Below are 20,962 nucleotides of genomic sequence, written 5' to 3' on the forward strand. Positions count from 1 at the left end.
GGACGGCTCTCCGGGGGCGCCGCGGTGCTCGGTCCAGGCCGTGCCGTCCCACCAGCGCCACAGGTGGGGGGCCGTCGGATCGGGGTACCAGCCGGGCGGAGGAGTCGTGCTCACCCCGGCACTGTAGGACGCGGCCGAGGACCTTGTCGCAGGGATTCCGGAGGATTCCGGACAAGGATCCCCGAGAGGACCGGAGGGTCCCCGGGGAGGCCGCAGAATGCCGGGGGGCACCGAAGGGACGGTTCGAGGGCGGTGAGGGAGATCGAGGGACGGCGGAGGACGACGGGGAGTGCGGGCGGTCGCCCGGCGGGGAGGGCCGGGTGACGGGACGGCCCCTCGTCGGGATCAGTACGTATCTGGAGCCGGAGGCGCGCTGGGGCGTGTGGCGGATGGACGCCGCGCTGCTGCCGGTGGGCTATCCGCGGCTGGTGCAGCGGGCGGGCGGGATCGCCGTGATGCTGCCGCCGGACGAGCCGGAGCGGGCGGCGGCGGCCGTGGCCCGGCTCGACGGGCTGGTGATCGCGGGCGGCCCGGACGTCGAGCCGGTGCGCTACGGCGCGGAGCCCGGCCCGCGGACGGGGCCGCCGTGCCGCGCCCGGGACGCCTGGGAACTGGCCCTGATCGAAGCCGCCCTGGCCGCGCACCGTCCGCTGCTCGGCATCTGCCGCGGCATGCAGCTGCTGAACGTCGCCCTGGGCGGCACCCTGGTCCAGCATCTCGACGGCCATGCCGAGGTGGCCGGTGTCTTCGGCGAGCACACGGTCAAGCCGGTCCCCGGCACCCTCTGTGCCGCGGCCGTGCCGGAGGAGACCGCCGTGCCGACCTACCACCACCAGGCCGTCGACCGCCTCGGCGAGGGGCTGATCGCGTCGGCGTACGCGGCGGACGGCACGGTGGAGGCCGTGGAACTCCCCGGACGCTGGGTGCTGGGCGTGCAGTGGCATCCGGAGATGGGCGAGGACGTGCGGATCATGCGGGAGCTGGTACGGGCGGCCGGCGCCTCCGGTGCGGCCGGCATCCCCGGCGCATAGGCCCCTGCTCCTCCGGTGCACGGGCCCCGTTCCTCCGGTGCACGGGTTCTCCCGGTGCACGGGCCCCGTTCCTCCGGTGCACGGGTTCTCCCGGTGCACGGGCTTCCGGTGCACCGGCCGGGCCCCGCCGGCCTCGCCGCCCCGGTCCGCCTCCGGCCGTGCCACAGGCCCGGCTCATGGCCCGGCCCCGGCGGGCGCGGTCCCGCCGGCGGGGCCCGGAAGAGCCCGAGGGGGCGGTCGCCGCGGCCCGCGAGGCGCGCCCGGAACGGGCCGGTTCAGCGGGCTGCCGCCCGCAGTGCCTCGCCCAGCACGCGCGGAGCCTGGACCAGCGACGGCCCGTACCACGTCAGATGCCGTCCGTCGACCAGGGCGCAGGGCAGCCCCGGGAAGGCCTCCGGACCGTCGTCGGCGGTGAAGCGGTACGGCTCGTCCGGCAGGACCACCATGTCCGGGGCCGCCGCCCGCAGCTCCTCCAGCGGAATGCGCGGATAGCGCTCGCGGTGGCGGGCGTAGAGGTGGTCGACGCCCAGGCGGGCCAGGAGGTCGCCGGCGAAGGTGTCCCGGCCCAGCACCATCCAGGGCCGCCGCCAGATCGGCACGACGGCGGTCGTACGGCGCCGGGGCTCGGGCAGGTCCGCCCAGGCCGCCTCGGCCTCGTCCAGCCACCGGGGCCGGCGCACCGCGCCGCAGGCGTGCAGCACCCGCGCCAGTTCCCCGAAGGCCTGCGGCAGACTCCGGACCTCGGTCACCAGCACCTCGAGGCCGGCCGCGCGCAGGGCGTCGAGGTCGGGGGCGCGGTTCTCCTCCTCGTTGGCGACCACCAGGTCGGGGGCGAGGTCGACGATCCGCTCGACCTTGGGGTTCTTGGTGCCGCCGACGCGGGTGACGTCGAGGTCCGCCGGGTGGCTGCACCAGTCGGTGGCGCCGACCAGCACACCGGGCAGGGACGCCGCCACCGCCTCGGTGAGCGAGGGCACCAGGGAGACGACCCGCATCAGCGCGCCCGGTCCTGCACGGCCTCGATGTGCTCCGCGACCGCGACCACGATCAGCCGTGTCTCCGGCACGGTCGCCCGCCAGCGGTGGCGGACCCCTCCGGTGAGGTACATGGTGTCGCCGCGCACCAGCCGGTAGGCGCGGCCCTCGGCCTCGACCTCCACCGCCCCGTCGGCGACGTACATCAGCTCGTCGTTGCGGTGCTGGAACTCGCGGCCGGTGTCGTGGTCACCGGTGTACTCCGAGGCGTGCAGCTGGTGGTGACCGCGCACCAGGGAGCGCGTCCGGGGCTCGGGGCCCAGCTCGGTGGTGTCGGCGCGCACGACGTCGACGCTGCACGCCGGGTCGGCCGCCGCGAGCAGTTCCACGGCGGTGGTGCGCAGCGCGTCGGCGACCTTCTCCAGGGAAGTGGTGCTGGGCCGGGCCCGGTCGTTCTCGATCTGGCTCAAAAACGGCACCGACAGGCCGCTGCGGTCGGCCACGACGGCGAGGGTGAGACCCAGCGCGCGGCGCCGCCGCCGTACGGCCGCGCCCACTCGAAGGGGCTGCTCTTTGTGGTCGCCCATCGCTCCGGCTCCCTCCTTCGCTCGTCGGTCCGCTGCTTCCGGGGCCGCTGCCCGTGGGCCCGGCCGCGGGTGCACTCCTTCTGAGGAGTTCTCTGCACCCTACGCATGTTCGGCAAACAGTTTCATCCGGCCGTCACATCCCTGTCAGGATCGCGCGGGGCCGGCAGGGGCGGTGAGGCCTTCCGCGGCCGGCCCGATTCCGCCCGCGGACAGGGGCGAGGGGCGGGCCCCGTCCCCACTCTGTGCAGGGAGGAGCCCGCCCCTCGGGCGGTGTCTGGTGCCGGGTCGCCGCGGGGCCGTCCGCGGGCGGACGGCAACGGGGCGCCCGCCCCGTTCCGGGACTACTCCACGCGCACGGCGTCCGCGGTGCCGCGGTCGTCGGCCCCCTTGGCGGAGGAGCCGGCCGGTATCGGGGCCAGCTTGTCGACGACCTCCGGGTTGTCCTTCAGCCAGGTGCGCACGGCGTCCTGCTGCCGGCCCTTGCCCGCCTTGTTGATCTCGGCCTCGAGGCTGGTGAGCTGCTTCTCGCTCATCCTGAAGTTCTTCAGCCAGCCGCTGACGACCGGGTCGTCGCTGCTGAAGCCCTTGCGGGCCAGCGTGTGCAGGCCGTCACCGGTGCCCCAGGAGCCCTTGGGGTCCTTCAGCTTCTTCAGCTCGTAGTCGCTGTACGCCCAGTGCGGCGACCAGAGCGTGACGACGATGGGCTCCTTCCTGCTGTAGGCGCGCTTGAGCTCGGCCAGCATCGCCGGCGTGGAGCTGTCGACGACCTCGTACTCCTTGTCCAGGCCGTAGTCCTTGAGGACCTTGCTCTTGAGCAGGCCCATCATGCCGGCGCTGGACTCGATGCCGGTGATCTTCCCGCCGAAGAGGGACGCCTTGCCCTTGAGGTCCTCCAGCGAGTCGACGTCGTTCAGGTAGGCGGGGACGGTCAGCTCCAGGGAGGTCGGGCCGTACCAGGAGCCGAGGTCCTCCAGTTTCTTGCCGTACTTCTTCCAGTACGGCTCGTGGGTGACCGGCAGCCAGGCGTCGGTCTGGAAGTCGATGTTGCCCTGGGCGAGCGCGGTGTAGAGGGGACCCGCCTCGAACTGCTGGACCTTCACCTCGTAGCCGCGCCGCTCGAGGATCTCCTTCCACAGGAAGGTGGAGGCGACGCCCTCGTCCCACGGGATGTACCCGATGGTGATCTTCTTGCCCTTGCCGACGTCGCCGCCGTCGGAGGCGGTGGTCGAGCTGTCGCCGTTGCCGCCGAGGATGCCCAGGCCGCCCGACACGAGGGCGAGGATCACCACGCCGATGACGGCGATCTGCGGCTGCGGCCGGTAGGACCAGATCCTCAGGCCCTTGGCCGCCGCCCGGGCCTTGGCGGCGGCGCGCCGGCCGAGCGGGGAGACCTCGGTGCCCAGGGCGCTGGTCATGCGGTCCAGGTAGATCGCGAGGATCACGATGGCGACACCGGACTCGGCGCCGAGGCCCACGTTGAGCTGGCCGATGGCCTCGTTGACGTCGCCGCCGAGGCCGCCGGTGCCGACCATGCCGGCGATCGCGGCCATGGACAGACCGAGCATGATCACCTGGTTGACGCCGGCCATGACGGTGGGCAGGGCCAGCGGCAGCTGGACGCGCAGCAGTGTGTTGCGGGGCGTGGTGCCGAACGCCTCGGCCGCCTCCACCAGCTCCTTGTCGACCTGGCGGATGCCCAGCTCGGTCATGCGCACACCGGGCGCCAGGGCGAAGATCAGGGTGGCGACGATGCCCGCGGGGGCGCCCGTGCCGAAGAACAGGATGGCCGGGATGAGGTAGACCATCGCCGGCAGCGTCTGCATGAAGTCCAGGACCGGCCGGACGAGGGAGCTGACCCGGTCGGAGCGGGCCGCCCAGATGCCGACCGGCACCGAGATCACCAGAGCGATGATCGTGGCGACCAGGACCAGCGACAGGGTCACCATCGCGTTGGACCACAGCCCCATGGAGTCGATGAAGGCGAATCCCGCGAAGGCGAGCAGACCGGCGAGGGTGCCGCGCAGCCACCAGGCGAGCACGGCGAAGATGCCGGCGAGCAGCAGCGGCTGCGGAGCCTGCAGAACGGCGTTGATCCCGTCGTAGAAGCCGGTGAAGACGGCCTTGCAGAAGTCGAAGAGCCAGGCCATGTGGTCGAGCAGCCAGTCGACCGTGGAGTTGACCCAGTCACCGAGCGGAATCCTAGGCACGGGCCACCTCCTTCTCGCCGCCCTTGTCCCGCGGCGCGTCGCAGCTCACCGGAGTGGTCTCCCCGTCGCCGAGGAAGCCGACGAGCCTCTGGCGCCGGACGACGCCGACGACCTCCCGGTTCTCGTCCAGCACGGCGACGGGGTGGGGAATGCGGGCGCTGAGCGCGCACAGCTCGGTGAACGGGGTCTGCGGGGTGGCGGTGTCGCAGCCGCAGTCGGCCTCGTCGCCGCGCACCTCGCGGTCCATGACCGCCTCCGCGGTCAGCACCCGGGAGCGGTCCACGTCCTGGGTGAAGGAGGCGACGTAGTCGTCGGCGGGGCGCAGCAGGATGTCCTCCGCGGTCCCGATCTGCACGATGCGGCCGGCGCGCATGACGGCGATCCGGTCGCCCAGGCGCATGGCCTCGTTGAGGTCGTGGGTGATGAAGACGATGGTCTTCTTCAGGGTCTTCTGCAGCTGGAGCAGCTGGTCCTGCATGTCGCGGCGGATCAGCGGGTCCAGGGCGCTGAAGGACTCGTCCATCAGCAGCAGGTCGGCGTCGGTGGCCAGGGCGCGGGCCAGGCCCACGCGCTGCTGCATGCCGCCGGAGAGCTCGTCGGGCCAGGAGTTCTCCCAGCCGGCCAGGCCGCACAGGGCGAGCGCCTCGTCGGCGCGGCGCTCGCGCTCGGCGCGGGGCACGCCCTGCACTTCCAGTCCGTAGGCGGCGTTCTCACGGACGCTGCGGTGCGGAAAGAGCGCGAAGTGCTGGAAGACCATGCTGATCTTCTTGGAACGGACCTCGCGCAGCTCACGGTCGCTGAGCGCGGTCAGATCCTGGCCGTCGAAGCTGACGGTGCCGGCGGTCGGCTCGAGCAGTCCGTTCAGCATGCGCAGAAGCGTGGACTTGCCGGATCCGGACAGACCCATGACGACGAAGATCTGGCCGGGTTCCACGGTGAAGGAGGCGTCGATCACGGCGGCGGTGGTTCCCTCCGCCCGCAGGTCCTCGCGGTCGGCGCCCCGCCGTAGTCTCTCCACTGCCTCGTCCGGTCGTCGGCCGAACACCTTGAACAGGTGCCGGGCCTCAAGTCGGGAAGACACACTCATCCTCTTGTCTCGGGGCCAAGAACGGGATGCGGAGAGGTGCCGACCGTCACGGAAAGCGACCTCCCCGCCATCCGGGCCGCGCCTTCCCAGACCTTTTTGACTCAAACCAAACGTGATCCGGTTCACAGATCCCCGCATCTCCCACCCGGAGCGCCCGCTGTGTCCTGTTTGACGACGACGCGTGCCCTGTCGGCGCCGTGCGGCATGATGCGTGCCGTGACCGGACAACTGATGCTTCTCGACACCGCCTCGCCGGCCTGAACGTCGTCACCGCCGTCCACGCCCGCGTCGGCTTCGGCTTCCTCCACCCGGAGACCAACGCCAAGGTCGGTGCAGCACTCACCTGACGAAACGATCCCCCGCCCCCTCCGCCTCCACAGGCGGGCGGTGTCCGTCGACCAGGAAGGAGCTCACCGCCAGCTCACCGCACCCGGCGGGCGGAAGGCGGCCTGGGACGCCGCATGGCTCGCCGCCCGCCGGAACGTCATCGGCGCCTGATCCGCATCGGCCCTCGTGCCCTGATGCAGCCGACCATGACGCGAGGGCCGTTTCCGTGTCCCAGCGGGACGTCAGTCGTAGGCCCGGAGCGCGGCGACGAGTTCCCGTGCTTCCTTCGCGCCGCGTCGCATGAGGACGGCGGCCACGGTGTGCAGTTCGTTCCATGAGTGAGGGCGTCCGATGTCGGCGGCGTCGGGTACCGCCGCCAGTGCGACGGAGGCGGCCTGCGCTGCCTCGCCGGCCTCGGCCAGGGCATGTGCCAGACAAGCCCGGTACCACGTCTTGTCACGGCGATAGTCGTCGGACAGCGCGGCCAGGCCGACGGTGAGACGGGTGATGGCCACCTTCCAGTCGCGCAGATGCAGCGCGGCCATGCCTCGCTGCAAGGTGAACCATGTCTCGCCGTAGAAGTACATCCACGGCGGTTCATCCTCCGGGTGCTGCGCCGCGCGGCCGATGAGTTCCTGCGCTTCGTCCAACAGCCGCTCGGCGTCGTCGGCGTCGCCGTTGAGCGCGTGCCCTCGGGCGGCCATCTGCGCGGCCATGCCCTGAACCCCGAGCGACGTTCCCGGTGCCGACCAGCGGGCAGCCTCCGCCAGTCGCACACATCGGTCTCCGCGACCGCCGGACCACGCCATGTGCGCCTTCATGCTGAGCGTCGTCGCCGCCATGTTGGTGTCACCGGCTTCCAACGCCCACTCGTGGCTGCGGTCGTACCAGGCGAGAGCAGCGGCAGTCTGCCCTTGGTCCTGCGCCATCCACGCCAGGAACTGCGCGTGCTCGGACGCCAGACGCACCACCCGATCCGCCAACGGGCCTCGTGCACCGCCATACAGGTCCACCACTGTCCGGAGCTGCTGCCGTATCAAGCCCACCAGCGGCCGTGACCCGATCTCGTCCTCGGCGCGGCGATGTTCCGCCAGCAGCCGGTCGAACCAGTCGAGCGTGACGGCGTCCACCCGGTGCTCGCCGTCCACCACGCTCGTCACACGCGCCAGCAGATCATCGTCCGGCCCTGGACCGGGTACGGCGAGCGCGGGCACCGGCGAGCCGGCGCGGGGCCGGTCAGTCGCCAGTAAGTGCTCCGGGATGCGAAGCCCGTCCACGATGCGTTGCCGTACCTCGACCGAGGTGACGCGACGTCGACCGCGCTCGATGGTGGACACCTCGGGCTGTATGAGGCCGACGCGTTCACCGAGCTTCGTCTGGCTGAGTCCGGTGAGCTGTCGGTAGGTGCGGAAGACCGCACCCCAGTCCTCGGTGGCGACCGCCGAGACCAGCTTCGGATGGGACCACAAGTCCGCCCGGGTTTCCCCCATACGTCAAATATAGGGCGCATCTATAGGGCCTTGACATGGTCTTGAGCGGGAATGGACGCGAGGGTCTTCGTGAAAGGACCCCGCGACCGTGCGACCGGCCCGGGGCATGGCCACCAATCCGGCGTGGAAGTTGACGACATGTTCCCCATTGCAGCGCGGCTGCTTCATCCGCTGTTGCGGTTACTGCTTCACCTGACGGACCGCCGTCGGACAACGGAATCGGCCCCGTCCCCTGCAACGCTCCCGGCTCGCTGCCGCCCGCGTGTGCCTGCGCTGGGCGGTGGCGAAGCCATCGGACTCGTCCAGCCGTACGTCATCGCCCGCGAGCGCAGCGCAGAACGCGAACGGAAACGCCGGCGCGCCGGTCTCGTGATGGCGCCGCAGGGTATCCGCCTGCCGAAGGGAGTCGCGTGAGGACCCGCCCCCGCCTGCTGCCATGGTCCGAGAACGGCAAGCCAGCCTACCTGCACACCAACGACCCGACGAGCGTCCTGTCGCGACTGGCCGACCAGATGGAGGAGGGCCAGCTCGCCATTGGGGACAACGTGCTGACCACCTCGATGACGGTGCTCGAAGTCCCGGAGGCCACGACCACGGAGCTGCGGTTCGCGGCGGTTCGGCTGCGCGAGTGTCTGGTCGATGCGCTGCGGGTCGCGCGGCGCCCGGCTGCCCTACGTCGGCCTAGACGACGAGGACGGCGAAGACGACGAGTGACCCACTCGGTCGTGCAGTTCGTCAACCGCACGATCCGCCACGCCCTGGAGGGCGGCGTCACGTTCGAGGCGTTCTGCGCATCCGGCTGTGACGAGGCATCCGGCCCGCAGGACGACCAGAACACCACCCAGGACCGGTGCCCGCGCCACACCGTTCGGCACCGGGCACGACTGACGCCGACGCGCTGAGGACACCGAGTTCCAGCAGACCGGACGTCGACGCTCCCGACCGGACAGGCCCGGAGAGGCACACGCGCCACTCCCGTCCGAACCGCCCCTTCGCCGGGGTGCCGCTGCCCGTGCAGTGGTGAGGGCGCCGCCACCGCCCACTCGTGCCCTGCCCCGTGGGGCACGGGCGGGGCTGCTCAGACGACCTTCCGACACCCGTAAGGAGACACGGGATGACCCTTGCCGAAAACCCCCTCAAGTTCGCCTGGCTGGAGGTCACCGGCTTGTGCAACGAGCTGTGCGATCACTGCTATGCGGACTCCTCCCCCAAAGGAACGCACGGCACGATGACCGTCCGGGACTGGTTGCGCGTCATCTCGGAACTCGCCGACATGGGCGCGCTCGACGTTCAGTTCATCGGCGGGGAGCCGACCCTGTACCCCTCCCTCCCGGCGCTCATCAGGCACGCCCGGACGGTCGGCCTGGGAGTCGAGGTCTTCTCCAACATGACTCACATCCGAGCCGAGCTGTGGGACGTCTTCCGTGAATGCGAGGTCAAGCTCGCCACGTCGTACTACTCCGACAACGCGGAGGACCACGACGCCGTGACCAAGCTGCGCGGCTCCCACAAGCGGACACGCGCCAACATCGAAAAGGCGCTGAGCCTCGGCATCCCGCTGCGGGGCGGAGTCGTCGCCGTCCGGCCGGGACAGCGCGTCCACGAAGCAGCGCAGGACCTGCTGGCCCTCGGTGTGGAACAGGTCGGCGGGGACCGTACGCGGGCGTTCGGCCGGGGCAGCCGGGGAGCGGCGCCGACCATCGCCGATCTGTGCGGGCACTGCGCACACGAGAAGTGCGCCATCGGCCCGACCGGTGATGTGTGGCCGTGCGTGCTGGGCCGCTTCCTGAAGATCGGAAACGTCCAGGAATCCCCGATGCCCGACATCTGGGGCGGGCTGCGCATGGGGGAAGTGCTGGCCGATATCCGCGCGGTCCTCGGCGACGGCGCGCAGTTTTGCACGCCGCCGCAATTCCTGCCCATGTGCGGCCCCTGCTCGCCGTGCGTTCCCTCGGTCGGGCACTGCGACCCCCGGGAGGCGGACGGCGCCGCTACGATCGCCGCAACGGCTTGACCCGCCGAGATCACCGGGGAGCACACATGGACGATCACGGGGACGACTTCGGCCCTTGGGGCTGGGAGACCACGGCGACGGCCGTTCAGCGGACCGAGGAGGAATGGGCGACGATCGCCCGCTACATCCGGCACGCGGCGAACAAGCTCGGTCCGCAGCTCCCGCTGTGTCTTCCCGGGGAACCGCAGGAGTGCGGTCGCCCCGCTCAGCAGCACGTGCTGGCCTGGTCCGCGCATCTCAAGGCCGTGGCTCACCACCTGATCGAGCAGTCCACCCCGAGTGAGGCCAGGGGCGCCCACACGGCCGGACCGCTGTACCAGCGGCGGCTGGCCGAGCTGCGCGCCCGGTCCGCCCAGGTGCACACTCCGCGCTGACCGGCGGTCCGTTCTTCGAACGCCCCATCCGCTTTCCGTACCCCATGACGAGCGGGCGGGGCCCACGCCGCTCCGTGGGCGTTGTCGCACGAGAGGCAACCTCGTCAGTGGCATGCTGGGCGCATGTCGACGCGCCCCGAAAAATATCTTTTGCTTGACACTCCGTCCTTGTATTTCCGTGCCTACTTCGGCGTCCCGGAGTCGCTCAGGGCTCCGGACGGCACGCCGGTGAACGCCGTGCGCGGGCTGCTCGACTTCATCGACCGCCTGGTCGGGGACCACCGGCCCGACCACCTGGTGGCCTGCATGGACGCCGACTGGCGGCCGGCGTGGCGGGTGGAGCTGATCCCCTCCTACAAGGCGCACCGGGTCGCCGAGGAGCACGAGGGCGGTCCGGACGAGGAGGAGGTGCCCGACACCCTCTCCCCGCAGGTCCCGGTGATCGAGGCCGTGCTGGACGCCCTCGGCATCGCGCGCGTGGGGGTCGCGGGGTACGAGGCGGACGACGTGATCGGCACCTTCACGGCACGGGCGAAGGGTCCGGTCGACATCGTCACCGGGGACCGGGACCTGTACCAGCTGGTGGACGACGCGCGGGGGGTGCGCGTGCTGCACCCGGTCAAGGGGGTGGGCACGCTGCAGATCACCGACGAGGCGGTGCTGCGGGAGAAGTATGGGGTCGACGGCCGCGGGTACGCGGATCTGGCGCTGCTGCGCGGCGACCCGAGCGACGGACTGCCGGGGGTGCCCGGCATCGGGGAGAAGACGGCGGCCCGGCTGCTCGCCGAGTTCGGCGACCTGGCCGGGATCGTGGCGGCCGTCGACGACCCGGCGTCGAGGCTCACGCCGTCGCAGCGGAAGCGGCTCGACGCGGCGCGGCCGTATCTCGCGGTGGCGCCGAAGGTCGTGCGCGTGGCCACCGACGTTCCGCTGCCGGACGTCGACACGACGCTGCCGCGCGCCCCGCGCGATCCGGCGGCGGTCGAGGAGCTGGGCGCCCGCTGGGGGCTGGGGGGCTCCCTGCGGCGGCTGCTCGGCACGCTGGGGGCGTGATGGCCGCCATGATAGGTTAGGCAAACCTAAGTAGCGGAGCAGGGAGGCCGCCATGGCAGATCGTCCGGCGCGCAAGTCGTTCAGGACCCACACCGCGCAGGTCGTCCGTACCGAACGGCTGACCCCGCACATGCAGCGTGTGGTGCTCGGCGGCGACGGCCTGGCGGACTTCTCGGCCGGCACCTGCACGGACCACTATGTGAAGCTGCTGTTCCCCATCGAGGGGGTCGCCTATCCCGAGCCCTTCGACATGCGGCGGATCCGCGAGGAGTTCCCGCGCGAGCAGTGGCCGAGGATGCGGACGTACACCGTGCGGGCCTGGGATCCCGCGCACCGCGAGCTGACCCTGGACTTCGTGATCCACGGCGACGAGGGGCTGGCCGCCCCCTGGGCGCTGCGTGCGCGTCCGGGCGACACCCTGCGCTTCGTGGGCCCCGGCGGCGCCTACGCCCCCGACACGAGCGCCGACTGGCATCTGCTCGTCGGCGACGAGAGCGCCCTGCCGGCGATCGCCCGCTCCCTGGAGGCCCTGCCCGAGGGCGTCACGGCCCATGCCTTCGTCGAGGTCGCCGGTCCCGAGGAGGAGCAGAAGATCGACTCCGGTGTGGAGGTGGTCTGGCTGCACCGCGGACGGCGGCCGGTCGGGCGGGCGCTGGTGGAGGCCGTCCGCGCGCTGGACTTCCCCGAGGGCCGCGTGCACGCGTTCGTGCACGGCGAGGCCGGCTTCGTCAAGGAGCTGCGCCGCCTGCTGCGCGTCGAGCACGCCGTTCCCCGCGAGGACCTGTCCGTCTCCGGCTACTGGCGTCTCGGTCACGACGAGGACGGCTGGCGGGCCGCCAAGGCCGCGTGGAACGCCCGTGTCGAGGCCGAGCAGGAGGGCGTGGCCCGGGCCGCGTGAACCCCGGCGCGGCACAGGGTGCCGTCCGGCCCGCGCCTCCCCGGGGGCGGGGGCCGGCGGTTTTCCGGGCCGCACGGCGCCCCGTAGGCTTCGGGCGATGAGACGCCGCAAGACCCCTGCTCCGCCCGCTCCCCTGCCCCAGCGCCACGGGGTGGACCCGGTGCGGGTGCGGCTGCCCGGCGACGGGACGTGGGCCACGGTGCGGGAGTACCTGGTGCAGCGGCTGTCGGGGGCGGGGCCCGGGGTGATCGAGGCGATGCTCGAGGCCGGGCGGATCGTGGGGGCCGACGGACGGCCGGTGGCGCCCGACGCGCCGTACCGGCCGGGGATGTACGTGTGGTTCCACCGGGAGCTGCCCGACGAGGTGCCGGTGCCGTTCCCGCTGGAGATCGTCCACCGCGACGAGCACCTCGTCGTCGTGGACAAGCCGCACTTCCTCGCCACCACTCCGCGCGGCTCGCACGTCGCCGAGACCGCGCTGGCCCGGCTGCGGCGGGAGCTGGGCATTCCGGAGCTCACCGCGGCGCACCGCCTCGACCGCCTCACCGCCGGGCTGGTGCTGTTCACGGTGCGGCCCGAGGAGCGCGGCGCGTACCAGACGCTGTTCCGCGACCACCGGGTGCACAAGGAGTACGAGGCGGTGGCGCCGTACGACCCGTCGCTCCCCCTGCCGGTGACCGTGCGCAGCCGGATCGTGAAGGAACGCGGGGTGCAGGCCGCCCGGGAGGTGGCGGGCGAACCGAACGCGGTCACGCGGGTGGAGCTGATCGAGCACCGCGCGGACGGGCTCGCCCGCTACCGGCTGGTGCCCCGCACCGGGCAGACGCACCAGCTGCGGGTGCACATGAGCGCGTTGGGCGTGCCGATCCTCGGGGATCCGCTCTACCCGGTGGTGACCGGCCCCGTACCGGCCGACGACTTCCGGCGTCCGCTGCAACTGCTCGCGCGGGCACTGGAGTTCACCGACCCGGTCACGGGGGCCGAGCGCCGCTTCACCAGCGGGCGGACGCTTCGGGCGTGGTCGTCCCCCGCGCAGCGGGCCGCCGGTCAGTAGCCGCGCCACCAGTGCAGGAGGCGCCGCCAGGTCCCCCGCGGGCGCTCCGCCCCGCCGGCCGGTGCGGTGCTCGCGGCGACCGGGGGCTCGGGCGGGAGCGGCGCGGGCTCCGGCACGGCCGGTCTGGTGCCGATCTCCCAGACCGGACGCGCCTGCGGAATCGGACGCGGGGTGGGGCTCGGCCGGGCCGTCACGTCCTGCTGCGGCTGCGGGCTGAACCGCACCGGCAGCTCCACCAGATGCTGCGAGGCGATCGACTCCGTCCAGCGCAGCTCCTCCTCGGCGCAGTCGAGCCGCAGGTCCGGCAGCCGCATCAGCAGCGACTCGACGCCGACGTCGGCGATGGCGCGTCCGATGTCCTGGCCGGGGCATTCGTGGGGGCCGCCGCTGAAGGCGAGATGGGAGCGGTTGCCCTGCATCTCGGCCGTCGGATCGGGCCGCACCCGCGGGTCGACATTGGCCGGCGCGATGCCGAGCAGCAGCCCGTCGCCCCGGCGGATGCGCCGGCCGCCGAGCTCGGTGTCCTGTTTGGCGAAGTAGCCGAGGATGGTGCTGAACGGCGGCTCGTCCCACAGGGACTGCTCCACCGCCTGAGGAACCGTCATCTGACCGCCGTTCAGCTGGGCGCGGAAACCGGGGTCGGTGAGCACCCGGCGGATGGTGTTGGCCAGCAGGTTGGCGGTGGCCTCGTAGGCGGCGATGAGCACCACCCGCAGATGCTGGCTGACCTCCTCGTCGTTCAGGCCGGCCGGGTGGTTGATGAGGTGGCTGGTGAAGTCGTCCTCGGGCTGGGCCCGGCGGCGTGCGGTGAGCCGCCGCAGGCAGTCCATGATGTACTCGTTGCTGGCGATCGCGGTCTCGGTGCCCTTGAGCATGTCGCGGGCGGCCTGCACGATCCGGTCGTTGTACTCCTCGGGCATGCCGAGGACATGGCACATCACCGCCATCGGCAGATGTTCGGCGAACTGGCTGACGAGCTCGGCCCGGCCCGACTCGCAGAACTGGTTGACCAGCCGCTGGGTGGCACGGCCGATGTGGCGGCGCAGGGCACGCCCGTCGACGGTCGCCACGGCACTGACGACCGCGCTGCGCAGCCGCTTGTGCTCCTCGCCCTCGGCGTAGGAGCAGACCGGCTGCCAGGCGACGTGCGGCATGAGCGGGTGGTCGGGCTTGACGGTGCCGTCCCTCAGCGGGGTCCAGATCCGGCTGTCCCGGGTGAAGTGCGAGGGGGTGCGCACCATGTGCAGGTTCTCGGCGTGGCCGAGGACCACCCAGATCGGTACGTCGTCGTGGAGCAGCACGGGGGCCACCGGGCCGTACTCCTCGCGGAGGTGCCGGTACAGCGCGCGCAGGTCGGGCGCCTCGTGAAGCCGGTGCAGTCCCCCGGGTCCGATGCCGTGCGCGGGGCAGCCGGGGGGCGGGTCGAGGGTGAGGTCGTCCGTGCCGGTCGGGAAGTGGGGTTCAGGCGTCACAGCAGTCGCTTTCGGAAGGGAAAGGACATGGAAAGGACAAGGAAAAGGCCAGGGAAGTCGTCGTAGTCGTCACGGGTGCGTCACGGGGGTGAGGAGAGACGGGGTCCGGCTCAGCGCGCCGAGCCCATCACGGCCAGGGAGTGCAGGAAGCGCATGAGGGTCATCAGCACGTCCCGGCTGGAGGCACGGCGGCGCGCGTCGCACTCGACGATCGGGACCTCCTCGGGCAGGTCGAGCGCCGCGCGCAGCTCGCTGATCGGGTAACGGGGGGCGTCCGGGAAGGAGTTGACGGCGACGACGAAGGGCACACCACGCTCCTCCAGACGCCCCATCACGTCGAAGCTGACCTCCAGCCGGCGGGTGTCGACCAGCACCACCGCACCGAGGGCTCCTTCGAACAGCCCGTTCCACAGGAACCAGAAGCGCTCCTGTCCGGGGGTGCCGAAGAGATAGAGCACCAGCTGGTCGGTGATGCTGATGCGGCCGAAGTCCATGGCCACGGTGGTCGCCGTCTTGGACTCGGAGCCGTAGTTGTCGTCGATGCCGATGCCGGCCTGGGTCATGGTCTCCTCGGTGGTCAGCGGTTTGATCTCGCTGACCGAGCCGACCATGGTGGTCTTGCCGACCCCGAAACCGCCGACGATCACGATCTTCACCGCGGCCTGGGCCGTGTGCGGCAGATGGTCCTCGGTGCGCGGGCCGGGGAGGGTGTCAGAGCCTTTGAAGTCCATGCATCACCGCTTCGAGAAGGGAGCGGTCGGGGACCGCCTGACGGACGATCGGCGCGCGGGCCTGCACCAGTTCGGCTGTGAGCAGTTCGGTGATCAGGACCGTCACCGCGCTGAACGGCAGATTGAGATAGGCCGACAGTTCGGCCACGGACAGGGGCGAGGTGCACAGCCGCAGCAGCGCCGCCTGCTCCGGGGTGGCGGACGGCGGCGGCTCGGCCCGTGCCACGATCAGCGTGACCAGGTCGAGAGCGGCCCGGGAGCCGTCCTCGTCCGCACCGGCGACCACGTACAGACGCTCGGGGTTCTTCTCCTCTCCCCGCTTGCCGGGCGCGGGGGGCAACGGCTCCTGCTGGGGGTAGCGCCTCTGGCGCCGCGGAGGAGTCATACGGTCCGCCCGGCACGTCGGGGCGGACTGGTCAGATGGGCGCCGATGCGGACCACCAGGTCGCGCATCCGGGCGCTCATCAGGCCGGGCTCGGTGCGGATGTCGGCGAGCACCGCGAGATAGGCGTTGGCCCCTGCGGACATCAGATAGAAGTAGCCGCCGTCGATCTCGATGATGACCAGCTTCATCCGGCCGTCGCTGTCGGGGATCTCGACGGCGACGGCGGTGGCGAGGCTCTGCAGTCCGGCGCAGGCGGCGGCGACCCGGTCGGCGGCGTCGGGATCGCCGCCGTAGCGGGCGATGCGCAGGCCGTCGGCCGAGAGCACGACGATCATCTCGATGCCCGGTACTCCGTCGTAGAGCTCCTTGAGCATCCAGTCGAAGTTGGCGCGCTGCTGGATCACTTGAGGTCCCCCTCGTCGTCGGCCTGGGTGTCGGCCTCGGCACGGGCCGGCTTCTCGATCAAGTGCAGATAGGCGGTCGGGTCCTGGGTGAACGCGGTCGGATCCGGTCCGGGGTTGTCCTTCTTCAGTCCGTCCCAGAAGGCCTCGACCCACAGGCCCGGTTCGGGATCGTTCTTCCGGGGAGCGGGCGCGGGCGTGCCCCACGCGGAGCCGCCGCTCTCCTGGGCGGCGCGCTCGGCGGCGGCCTGTTCGGCGATGCGCTGGCTGAGCGGGGTCTTGACCCGGCTGCGGCGCTGGGGCAGGCCGGTCGCGGTCCACTCGGTGACCTCGGGAACGTCGTCCTCCATGGACACCGCGGCGGGGATGCGCGGGCTGGTGGGGCGGCGCTTCTTGGGGGCGCGCTTGGGGCCTTCCACCGCGTCCTCACCGGGATGGGGGATGGAGGTGGCGCCGATGCCGTGGGCCAGCCCGGGGGCGGGGTCGGTGGTCAGCATGTTGTTCGGCACGACGAGGATGGCGCGGACGCCGCCGTAGGCCGAGGCCCGCAGCGAGACCTGCATGTTGTAGGCCGAGCACAGACGTCCCACGACCGCGAGGCCCAGGCGCGGGGTGTCGCCGAGCTCCTGCGGGTCCACACCGGCCTTGGCCGCCTCCAGCAGCCTCTCGATCCGGGCGCGGGCCTCCTCGCTGAAGCTGACCCCGCCGTCCTCGATCTCGATGGCGACGCCGGTCTGCACCTCCACGGCGGTGACGTGCACCTTGGTGTTCGGCGGGGAGTAACGGGTGGCGTTGTCGAGGAGTTCGGCCGCGGCGTGGATGACCGGCTCGACGTCGGTGCCCTTGACGTTGACCTTGGCGATGGAGTGCAGCTCGACGCGCCGGTACTCCAGGATCCGCGACATGGCGCCGCGCAGCACGCTGTAGAGCGTGACGGGGTTCGGCCACTGACGGCCGGGGCGGCCGCCGCCGATGACGGAGATGGAGTCGGCCAGGCGGCCGATCAGCGCGGTGCCGTGGTCGATGCGCAGCAGGTCGTCGAAGACCTCGGGGGTGCGGCCGTGGTCCTCCTCCATCTCCCGGAGCTCCTTGGCCTGCTGGTGCACGATCGCCTGGACCCGCCGGGCGATGCTGACCAGGGCGCGCTGGGTGGAGTCGCGCTTGTTCTCCTCCTCGTCCACGATCTTGAGGACCATGCGGACGATCTTGCGCTGCGACTCGGGGATCCGGCACCACTCGGGGTGGTCGTCGATGACGTCGCGCATCACCTCGCGGGGCGTGTTGTTGCCGCGCAGGTAGCTGATGGCGGCGGGGAGGATCTCCGTTCCGAGGCGGGCGACCTCCTGGTCGTGGGCGGCCAGGCGCCGCTCCAGGTGGGCGGTCCGCTGTGCGTGCTCCGTGCGCTGGCGGTGGACGATGCGGCCGCGGCGCGCCGCCTCGGCCCCCACGGCGAGGACCAGGAGGGTGGCGACGGCGCCGCAGCAGGCGACGGCGAGGCGGGCCGGTTCGGCCACCAGGGCGACGGCCGCCCCGGTGGCCGCCGCCATGACTATGGCCGGCAGCAGCAGCACACGTGCGGTGGGAAGGTCACGGCCGCCGGGAGGCGATTGAACACTCACCATGTAAGCCCTTTGGGATGAGTCGGCTGGAGTTCGGGGCAGCTTCCGGTGGGGTGGGTCATGGAACTGTCGGAATCTTCGGCATGTCTGCGGACGCTTGGAACAAGCGCACGAATACACCTCAACTCGGTGCGCCGCGGGCGAGCCTAGTCCGACCGGATCATCGCCGTGTCATGTTCAGCAAGCGCCTGAAAAGGCGCACGGGACAGGTGTACGCTCAGGTCGTTTGCACACACGGAGCACGATCGAACACAGAACGTCACGGAGCACGGGTGAACGAAACCGGCTCACTGTGACGGGTGAGAAAACGCATCAGGGCAGGGACGGTCCGTCGCCGGACCCGTGTCCCTGCCCTGGGTGCCGCCCCGGCCGGCGTGCCCGGCCGGCCGACGGGGCTCAGCCGACCGACGAGTAGGCCACGACCCCCCGCAGCAGTCCGTCCACCGCCTTGCGCGCGTTCCTGGCCACCGTCGAGTCCTCCTCGGGGGCCGCCGCCGCGATCTGGCCCAGGACGTCGATCACCTGCTTGCACCAGCGCACGAAGTCGCCCGCCGGCATCTCCGCCTCGCGCAGCACCTCGTCCAGCCCCTTGCCGGAGGCCCACATGTAGGCGGCCCAGGCGAAGCCGAGGTCGGGCTCGCGCTGGCCCACGCCCTCGGTCTGCTTGATGCGGAACTCCTCCTCCAGGGCGTCCAGCCGGCCCCAGATCCGCACCATCTCGCCGAGCGCGGCCTTCGCCCTGCCCGAGGGCAGCCGGGGCGGCAGGGCGTCGTCGCCGACCCGGGCCTCGTAGACCAGCGCCGAGACGCAGGCGGCCAGTTCGGCCGGGCCCAGGCCCTCCCAGACGCGCTCGCGCAGGCATTCGCTGGCGAGCAGGTCGAGTTCGCCGTAGAGCCGGGCGAGCCGCTTGCCGTGCTCGGTCACCTCGTCGCCCCGCAGGTAGTCGAGCTCGGTGAGCAGCGCCACGATGCGGTCGAAGGTGCGCGCGATGGTGTTCGTACGGCCCTCGATGCGCCGCTCCAGCTGCTTGGTGTCGCGCAGCAGCCGGTAGTAACGCTCGGCCCAGCGGGCGTGGTCCTCGCGCTCGTCGCACCCGTGGCAGGGGTGGGCGCGCAGTGCGGCGCGCAGCCGGGCGATCTCGCGGTCGTCGGCCGCCGGGGAGCGCCGCCTGCGGTGCCGCTCCGGCGGGATGTGCCCGGCCCTGGTGCGCAGCGCGGAGGCGAGGTCCCGGCGGGACTGCGGGGAGCGGGGGTTGAAGGACTTCGGGATCCGCATCCGCTCCAGCGGCTCCACGGGCACCGGGAAGTCGGCCGACGCCAGCCGCTTGACCTGCCGCCCGGCGGTCAGGACGAGCGGGCGCGGGCCGTCGTGGTACTCCAGGCCGCGATGGCCGTTGGAACGGCCCGCCGACAGGCCCGGGTCCAGCACCAGCGCCAGACCGGCGTGCCGGCCGGTGGGCACATGGATGATGTCGCCCGGCCTGAGCTTCTCCAGGGCCATGGCGGCCTCGGCACGCCGCTGGGCCGCGCCCTGCCGGGCCAGCTCGGTCTCACGGTCCTTCAGCTCGCGACGCAGCCGCGCGTACTCCTCGAAGTCGCCGAGGTGACAGGTCATCGCGGCCTTGTAGCCCTGGAGGCCCTCCTCGTTGCGCTGCACCTGCCGGGAGATGCCGACGACCGACTTGTCGGCCTGGAACTGCGCGAAGGAGCTCTCGAGCAGCTCGCGCGAGCGGTGCCGGCCGAACTGCTCGACCAGGTTGACCGCCATGTTGTACGACGGCTTGAAGCTGGACCGCAGCGGATAGGTGCGGGTGCCGGCCAGGCCCGCCAGGTGCTCGGGGTTCATGCCCCGCTGCCACAGCACCACCGCGTGCCCCTCGACGTCGATGCCCCGGCGGCCGGCGCGGCCGGTCAGCTGCGTGTACTCGCCGGGGGTGATGTCGACGTGCTGCTCGCCGTTCCACTTGACGAGCTTCTCCAGCACCACCGAGCGGGCGGGCATGTTGATGCCGAGCGCCAGGGTCTCGGTGGCGAAGACCGCCTTGACCAGACCGCGGACGAACAGCTCCTCGACGATCTCCTTGAAGGTCGGCAGCATGCCCGCGTGGTGGGCGGCGATGCCGCGCTCCAGGCCCTCCAGCCACTCGTAGTAGCCGAGGACGTGCAGGTCCTCCGTCGGGATGGAGGCGGTGCGCTCCTCGACCAGGGCGCGGACCTCCTCCCGGGCCTGCTCGTCGTTGAGCCTGAGCCCCGCGTACAGGCACTGCTGCACGGCGGCCTCGCAGGCGGCGCGGCTGAAGATGAAGGTGATGGCCGGGAGCAGACCCTCGGCGTCCAGCCGTTCGATGACCTCCGGCCGGCTCGGGGTCCAGATCCGGGAACGCTGTCTGCGCTCCCGCTCGCGGTCGGCCTCGCGCAGGGAGCGGCCGCGCCGGCGGTCCAGGTAGGAGGGGCGGCTGGCCTCCAGACGGGCCATGCGCACCAGATCGGGGTTGACGCTCCTGCGGCGGCCCTCGCCCTCCTCGAACAGGTCGTACATCCGGCGCCCGGCCAGGACGTGCTGGAACAGGGGCACGGGCCGGTGCTCGGAGACGATCACCTGGGTGTCGCCGCGGACGGTGTCCAGCCAGTCGCCGAACTCCTCGGCGTTGGACACGGTCGCCGAGAGGGACACCAGGGTCACCGACGCGGGCAGGTGGATGATCACTTCCTCCCAGACGGCGCCGCGGAAGCGGTCGGAGAGGTAGTGCACCTCGTCCATGACCACATAGCCCAGGCCGAGGAGGGTCTGGGAGCCGGCGTACAGCATGTTCCGCAGCACCTCGGTGGTCATCACGACCACCGGGGCGTCGGGGTTGAGGCTGTTGTCGCCCGTGAGCAGGCCGACCTTGCCGCTGCCGTAGCGCCGGCACAGGTCGGAGTACTTCTGGTTGGACAGCGCCTTGATGGGCGTCGTGTAGAAGCACTTCTTGCCCTGCTGGAGGGCGAGGTGGACGGCGAACTCGCCCACGATCGTCTTGCCGGAGCCCGTGGGCGCGGCGACCAGCACGCCCTTGCCCGCCTCGAGCGCCCGGCAGGCCTCGACCTGGAACGGGTCGAGGTCGAAGTCGTACATCTCGCGGAAGCCCGCGAGCGCGGTGGCCTGCTCGGCAGCCCGCCTGCGCGCTGCCGCGTACCGCTCGGCCGGTGAGAGGTCCTCTGTCATCGTGCTCTCGAGCGTACCGGGCCGAGCCGACAACGTGACGATCATTATCCGGGC

Annotated in this window: 18 protein-coding genes and 1 pseudogene; 7 read left to right on the plus strand and 12 right to left on the minus strand. The window is 71.8% G+C overall.

Annotated elements, in window-relative coordinates; all coding sequences use genetic code 11:
* Nucleotides 1-114, minus strand: a 114-nt coding sequence (locus CCN35_RS09930; protein WP_143631454.1) for a DUF2510 domain-containing protein, incomplete at its 3' end; no start/stop codon positions are given.
* 206 nt (nt 115-320) lie between these two features.
* Here CCN35_RS09930 and CCN35_RS09935 point away from each other — a divergent pair.
* Nucleotides 321-1,031 carry a gamma-glutamyl-gamma-aminobutyrate hydrolase family protein gene (locus CCN35_RS09935; protein ID WP_067394965.1) on the plus strand — a complete coding sequence of 237 codons (711 nt, stop codon included), beginning with the start codon at nt 321-323 and terminating at the stop codon, nt 1,029-1,031.
* 275 nt (nt 1,032-1,306) lie between these two features.
* Here the strand turns inward: CCN35_RS09935 and CCN35_RS09940 are convergent, their stop codons facing one another.
* From CCN35_RS09940 to CCN35_RS09960, 5 genes and pseudogenes are all read right to left on the minus strand, one after another.
* A complete protein-coding gene (locus CCN35_RS09940) occupies nt 1,307-2,026 on the minus strand; it encodes a helical backbone metal receptor (protein WP_086792317.1) in 720 nt (239 codons plus the stop codon).
* Nucleotides 2,026-2,592, minus strand: coding sequence for a helix-turn-helix domain-containing protein (locus CCN35_RS09945; RefSeq protein ID WP_067394959.1), 567 nt, complete (start codon nt 2,590-2,592; stop codon nt 2,026-2,028). Before CCN35_RS09945 ends, CCN35_RS09940 begins: the two co-directional genes overlap by 1 nt.
* Before the next feature lie 359 nt (nt 2,593-2,951).
* Nucleotides 2,952-4,799 (minus strand): annotated as a pseudogene (locus tag CCN35_RS09950) (ABC transporter permease/substrate binding protein); the annotation flags it as partial.
* Entirely contained in the window at nt 4,792-5,880 is a 1,089-nt protein-coding gene (locus CCN35_RS09955) for a quaternary amine ABC transporter ATP-binding protein (protein WP_086792319.1), read from the minus strand. The gene CCN35_RS09955 and the pseudogene CCN35_RS09950, both read right to left, overlap by 8 nt.
* 575 nt (nt 5,881-6,455) lie before the next feature.
* Nucleotides 6,456-7,703: an NsdA family TPR-like regulatory protein gene (locus CCN35_RS09960; RefSeq protein ID WP_067394954.1), complete on the minus strand. Its 1,248-nt coding sequence runs from the start codon at nt 7,701-7,703 to the stop codon at nt 6,456-6,458.
* Between the two features lie 410 nt (nt 7,704-8,113).
* On the opposite strand from CCN35_RS09960, the gene CCN35_RS28885 reads away from it, so the two are divergent.
* From CCN35_RS28885 to CCN35_RS09995, 6 genes are all read left to right on the plus strand, one after another.
* Complete coding sequence (locus CCN35_RS28885) at nt 8,114-8,605, plus strand: DUF7848 domain-containing protein (protein WP_201450862.1); 492 nt, start codon at nt 8,114-8,116, stop codon at nt 8,603-8,605.
* Nucleotides 8,606-8,817: 212 nt separating this feature from the next.
* The gene (locus CCN35_RS09975) at nt 8,818-9,717 is read left to right on the plus strand and encodes a radical SAM/SPASM domain-containing protein (RefSeq protein WP_079129735.1); all 900 of its coding nucleotides are present in this window, start codon (nt 8,818-8,820) and stop codon (nt 9,715-9,717) included.
* A 26-nt stretch (nt 9,718-9,743) separates the two neighbouring features.
* Nucleotides 9,744-10,091 carry a hypothetical protein gene (locus tag CCN35_RS09980; RefSeq protein WP_067394952.1) on the plus strand — a complete coding sequence of 116 codons (348 nt, stop codon included), beginning with the start codon at nt 9,744-9,746 and terminating at the stop codon, nt 10,089-10,091.
* 123 nt (nt 10,092-10,214) lie between these two features.
* Nucleotides 10,215-11,144: a 5'-3' exonuclease gene (locus CCN35_RS09985; RefSeq protein WP_067394949.1), complete on the plus strand. Its 930-nt coding sequence runs from the start codon at nt 10,215-10,217 to the stop codon at nt 11,142-11,144.
* A gap of 52 nt (nt 11,145-11,196) precedes the next feature.
* Entirely contained in the window at nt 11,197-12,042 is an 846-nt protein-coding gene (locus CCN35_RS09990; RefSeq protein WP_067394947.1) for a siderophore-interacting protein, read from the plus strand.
* Nucleotides 12,043-12,139: 97 nt separating this feature from the next.
* Nucleotides 12,140-13,096 (plus strand): RluA family pseudouridine synthase, encoded by a 957-nt coding sequence (locus tag CCN35_RS09995; protein WP_086792321.1) that lies wholly within the window; start codon nt 12,140-12,142, stop codon nt 13,094-13,096.
* On the opposite strand, the gene CCN35_RS10000 is transcribed toward CCN35_RS09995, so the two are convergent.
* From CCN35_RS10000 to CCN35_RS10025, 6 genes are all read right to left on the minus strand, one after another.
* The gene (locus tag CCN35_RS10000) at nt 13,090-14,568 is read right to left on the minus strand and encodes a cytochrome P450 (protein WP_086792323.1); all 1,479 of its coding nucleotides are present in this window, start codon (nt 14,566-14,568) and stop codon (nt 13,090-13,092) included. The two genes, CCN35_RS09995 and CCN35_RS10000, sit on opposite strands and share 7 nt — an antisense overlap.
* A 110-nt stretch (nt 14,569-14,678) precedes the next feature.
* Complete coding sequence (locus CCN35_RS10005; RefSeq protein ID WP_067394938.1) at nt 14,679-15,299, minus strand: GTP-binding protein; 621 nt, start codon at nt 15,297-15,299, stop codon at nt 14,679-14,681.
* Complete coding sequence (locus tag CCN35_RS10010; protein ID WP_067394935.1) at nt 15,280-15,684, minus strand: DUF742 domain-containing protein; 405 nt, start codon at nt 15,682-15,684, stop codon at nt 15,280-15,282. Before CCN35_RS10010 ends, CCN35_RS10005 begins: the two co-directional genes overlap by 20 nt.
* Nucleotides 15,681-16,088, minus strand: a complete 408-nt coding sequence (locus CCN35_RS10015) for a roadblock/LC7 domain-containing protein (protein WP_067394932.1) — start codon at nt 16,086-16,088, stop codon at nt 15,681-15,683. Before CCN35_RS10015 ends, CCN35_RS10010 begins: the two co-directional genes overlap by 4 nt.
* Nucleotides 16,085-17,707: a sensor histidine kinase gene (locus CCN35_RS10020; RefSeq protein ID WP_201450861.1), complete on the minus strand. Its 1,623-nt coding sequence runs from the start codon at nt 17,705-17,707 to the stop codon at nt 16,085-16,087. The genes CCN35_RS10015 and CCN35_RS10020 overlap by 4 nt, the downstream gene beginning before the upstream one ends.
* Nucleotides 17,708-18,100: 393 nt before the next feature.
* Nucleotides 18,101-20,953, minus strand: coding sequence for a DEAD/DEAH box helicase (locus CCN35_RS10025; protein ID WP_067394926.1), 2,853 nt, complete (start codon nt 20,951-20,953; stop codon nt 18,101-18,103).
* Between the last annotated feature and the right edge of the window lie 9 nt (nt 20,954-20,962).

It is taken from the genome of Streptomyces thermovulgaris (assembly GCF_002155915.1).
In the GTDB taxonomy this organism is placed as follows: Bacteria; Actinomycetota; Actinomycetes; order Streptomycetales; family Streptomycetaceae; genus Streptomyces; species Streptomyces thermovulgaris.

Excerpts from the sequence above, each read along its gene's own strand:
- CCN35_RS09940 (WP_086792317.1), bottom strand. The coding sequence starts at position 2,026 with ATGCGGGTCGTCTCCCTGGTGCCCTCGCTCACCGAGGCGGTGGCGGCG.
- CCN35_RS09945 (WP_067394959.1), bottom strand. The coding sequence starts at position 2,592 with ATGGGCGACCACAAAGAGCAGCCCCTTCGAGTGGGCGCGGCCGTACGG.
- CCN35_RS09960 (WP_067394954.1), bottom strand. The coding sequence starts at position 7,703 with ATGGGGGAAACCCGGGCGGACTTGTGGTCCCATCCGAAGCTGGTCTCG.
- CCN35_RS09975 (WP_079129735.1), top strand. The coding sequence starts at position 8,818 with ATGACCCTTGCCGAAAACCCCCTCAAGTTCGCCTGGCTGGAGGTCACC.
- CCN35_RS09980 (WP_067394952.1), top strand. The coding sequence starts at position 9,744 with ATGGACGATCACGGGGACGACTTCGGCCCTTGGGGCTGGGAGACCACG.
- CCN35_RS09985 (WP_067394949.1), top strand. The coding sequence starts at position 10,215 with ATGTCGACGCGCCCCGAAAAATATCTTTTGCTTGACACTCCGTCCTTG.
- CCN35_RS09990 (WP_067394947.1), top strand. The coding sequence starts at position 11,197 with ATGGCAGATCGTCCGGCGCGCAAGTCGTTCAGGACCCACACCGCGCAG.
- CCN35_RS09995 (WP_086792321.1), top strand. The coding sequence starts at position 12,140 with ATGAGACGCCGCAAGACCCCTGCTCCGCCCGCTCCCCTGCCCCAGCGC.
- CCN35_RS10005 (WP_067394938.1), bottom strand. The coding sequence starts at position 15,299 with ATGGACTTCAAAGGCTCTGACACCCTCCCCGGCCCGCGCACCGAGGAC.
- CCN35_RS10010 (WP_067394935.1), bottom strand. The coding sequence starts at position 15,684 with ATGACTCCTCCGCGGCGCCAGAGGCGCTACCCCCAGCAGGAGCCGTTG.
- CCN35_RS10020 (WP_201450861.1), bottom strand. The coding sequence starts at position 17,707 with ATGGTGAGTGTTCAATCGCCTCCCGGCGGCCGTGACCTTCCCACCGCA.
- CCN35_RS10025 (WP_067394926.1), bottom strand. The coding sequence starts at position 20,953 with ATGATCGTCACGTTGTCGGCTCGGCCCGGTACGCTCGAGAGCACGATG.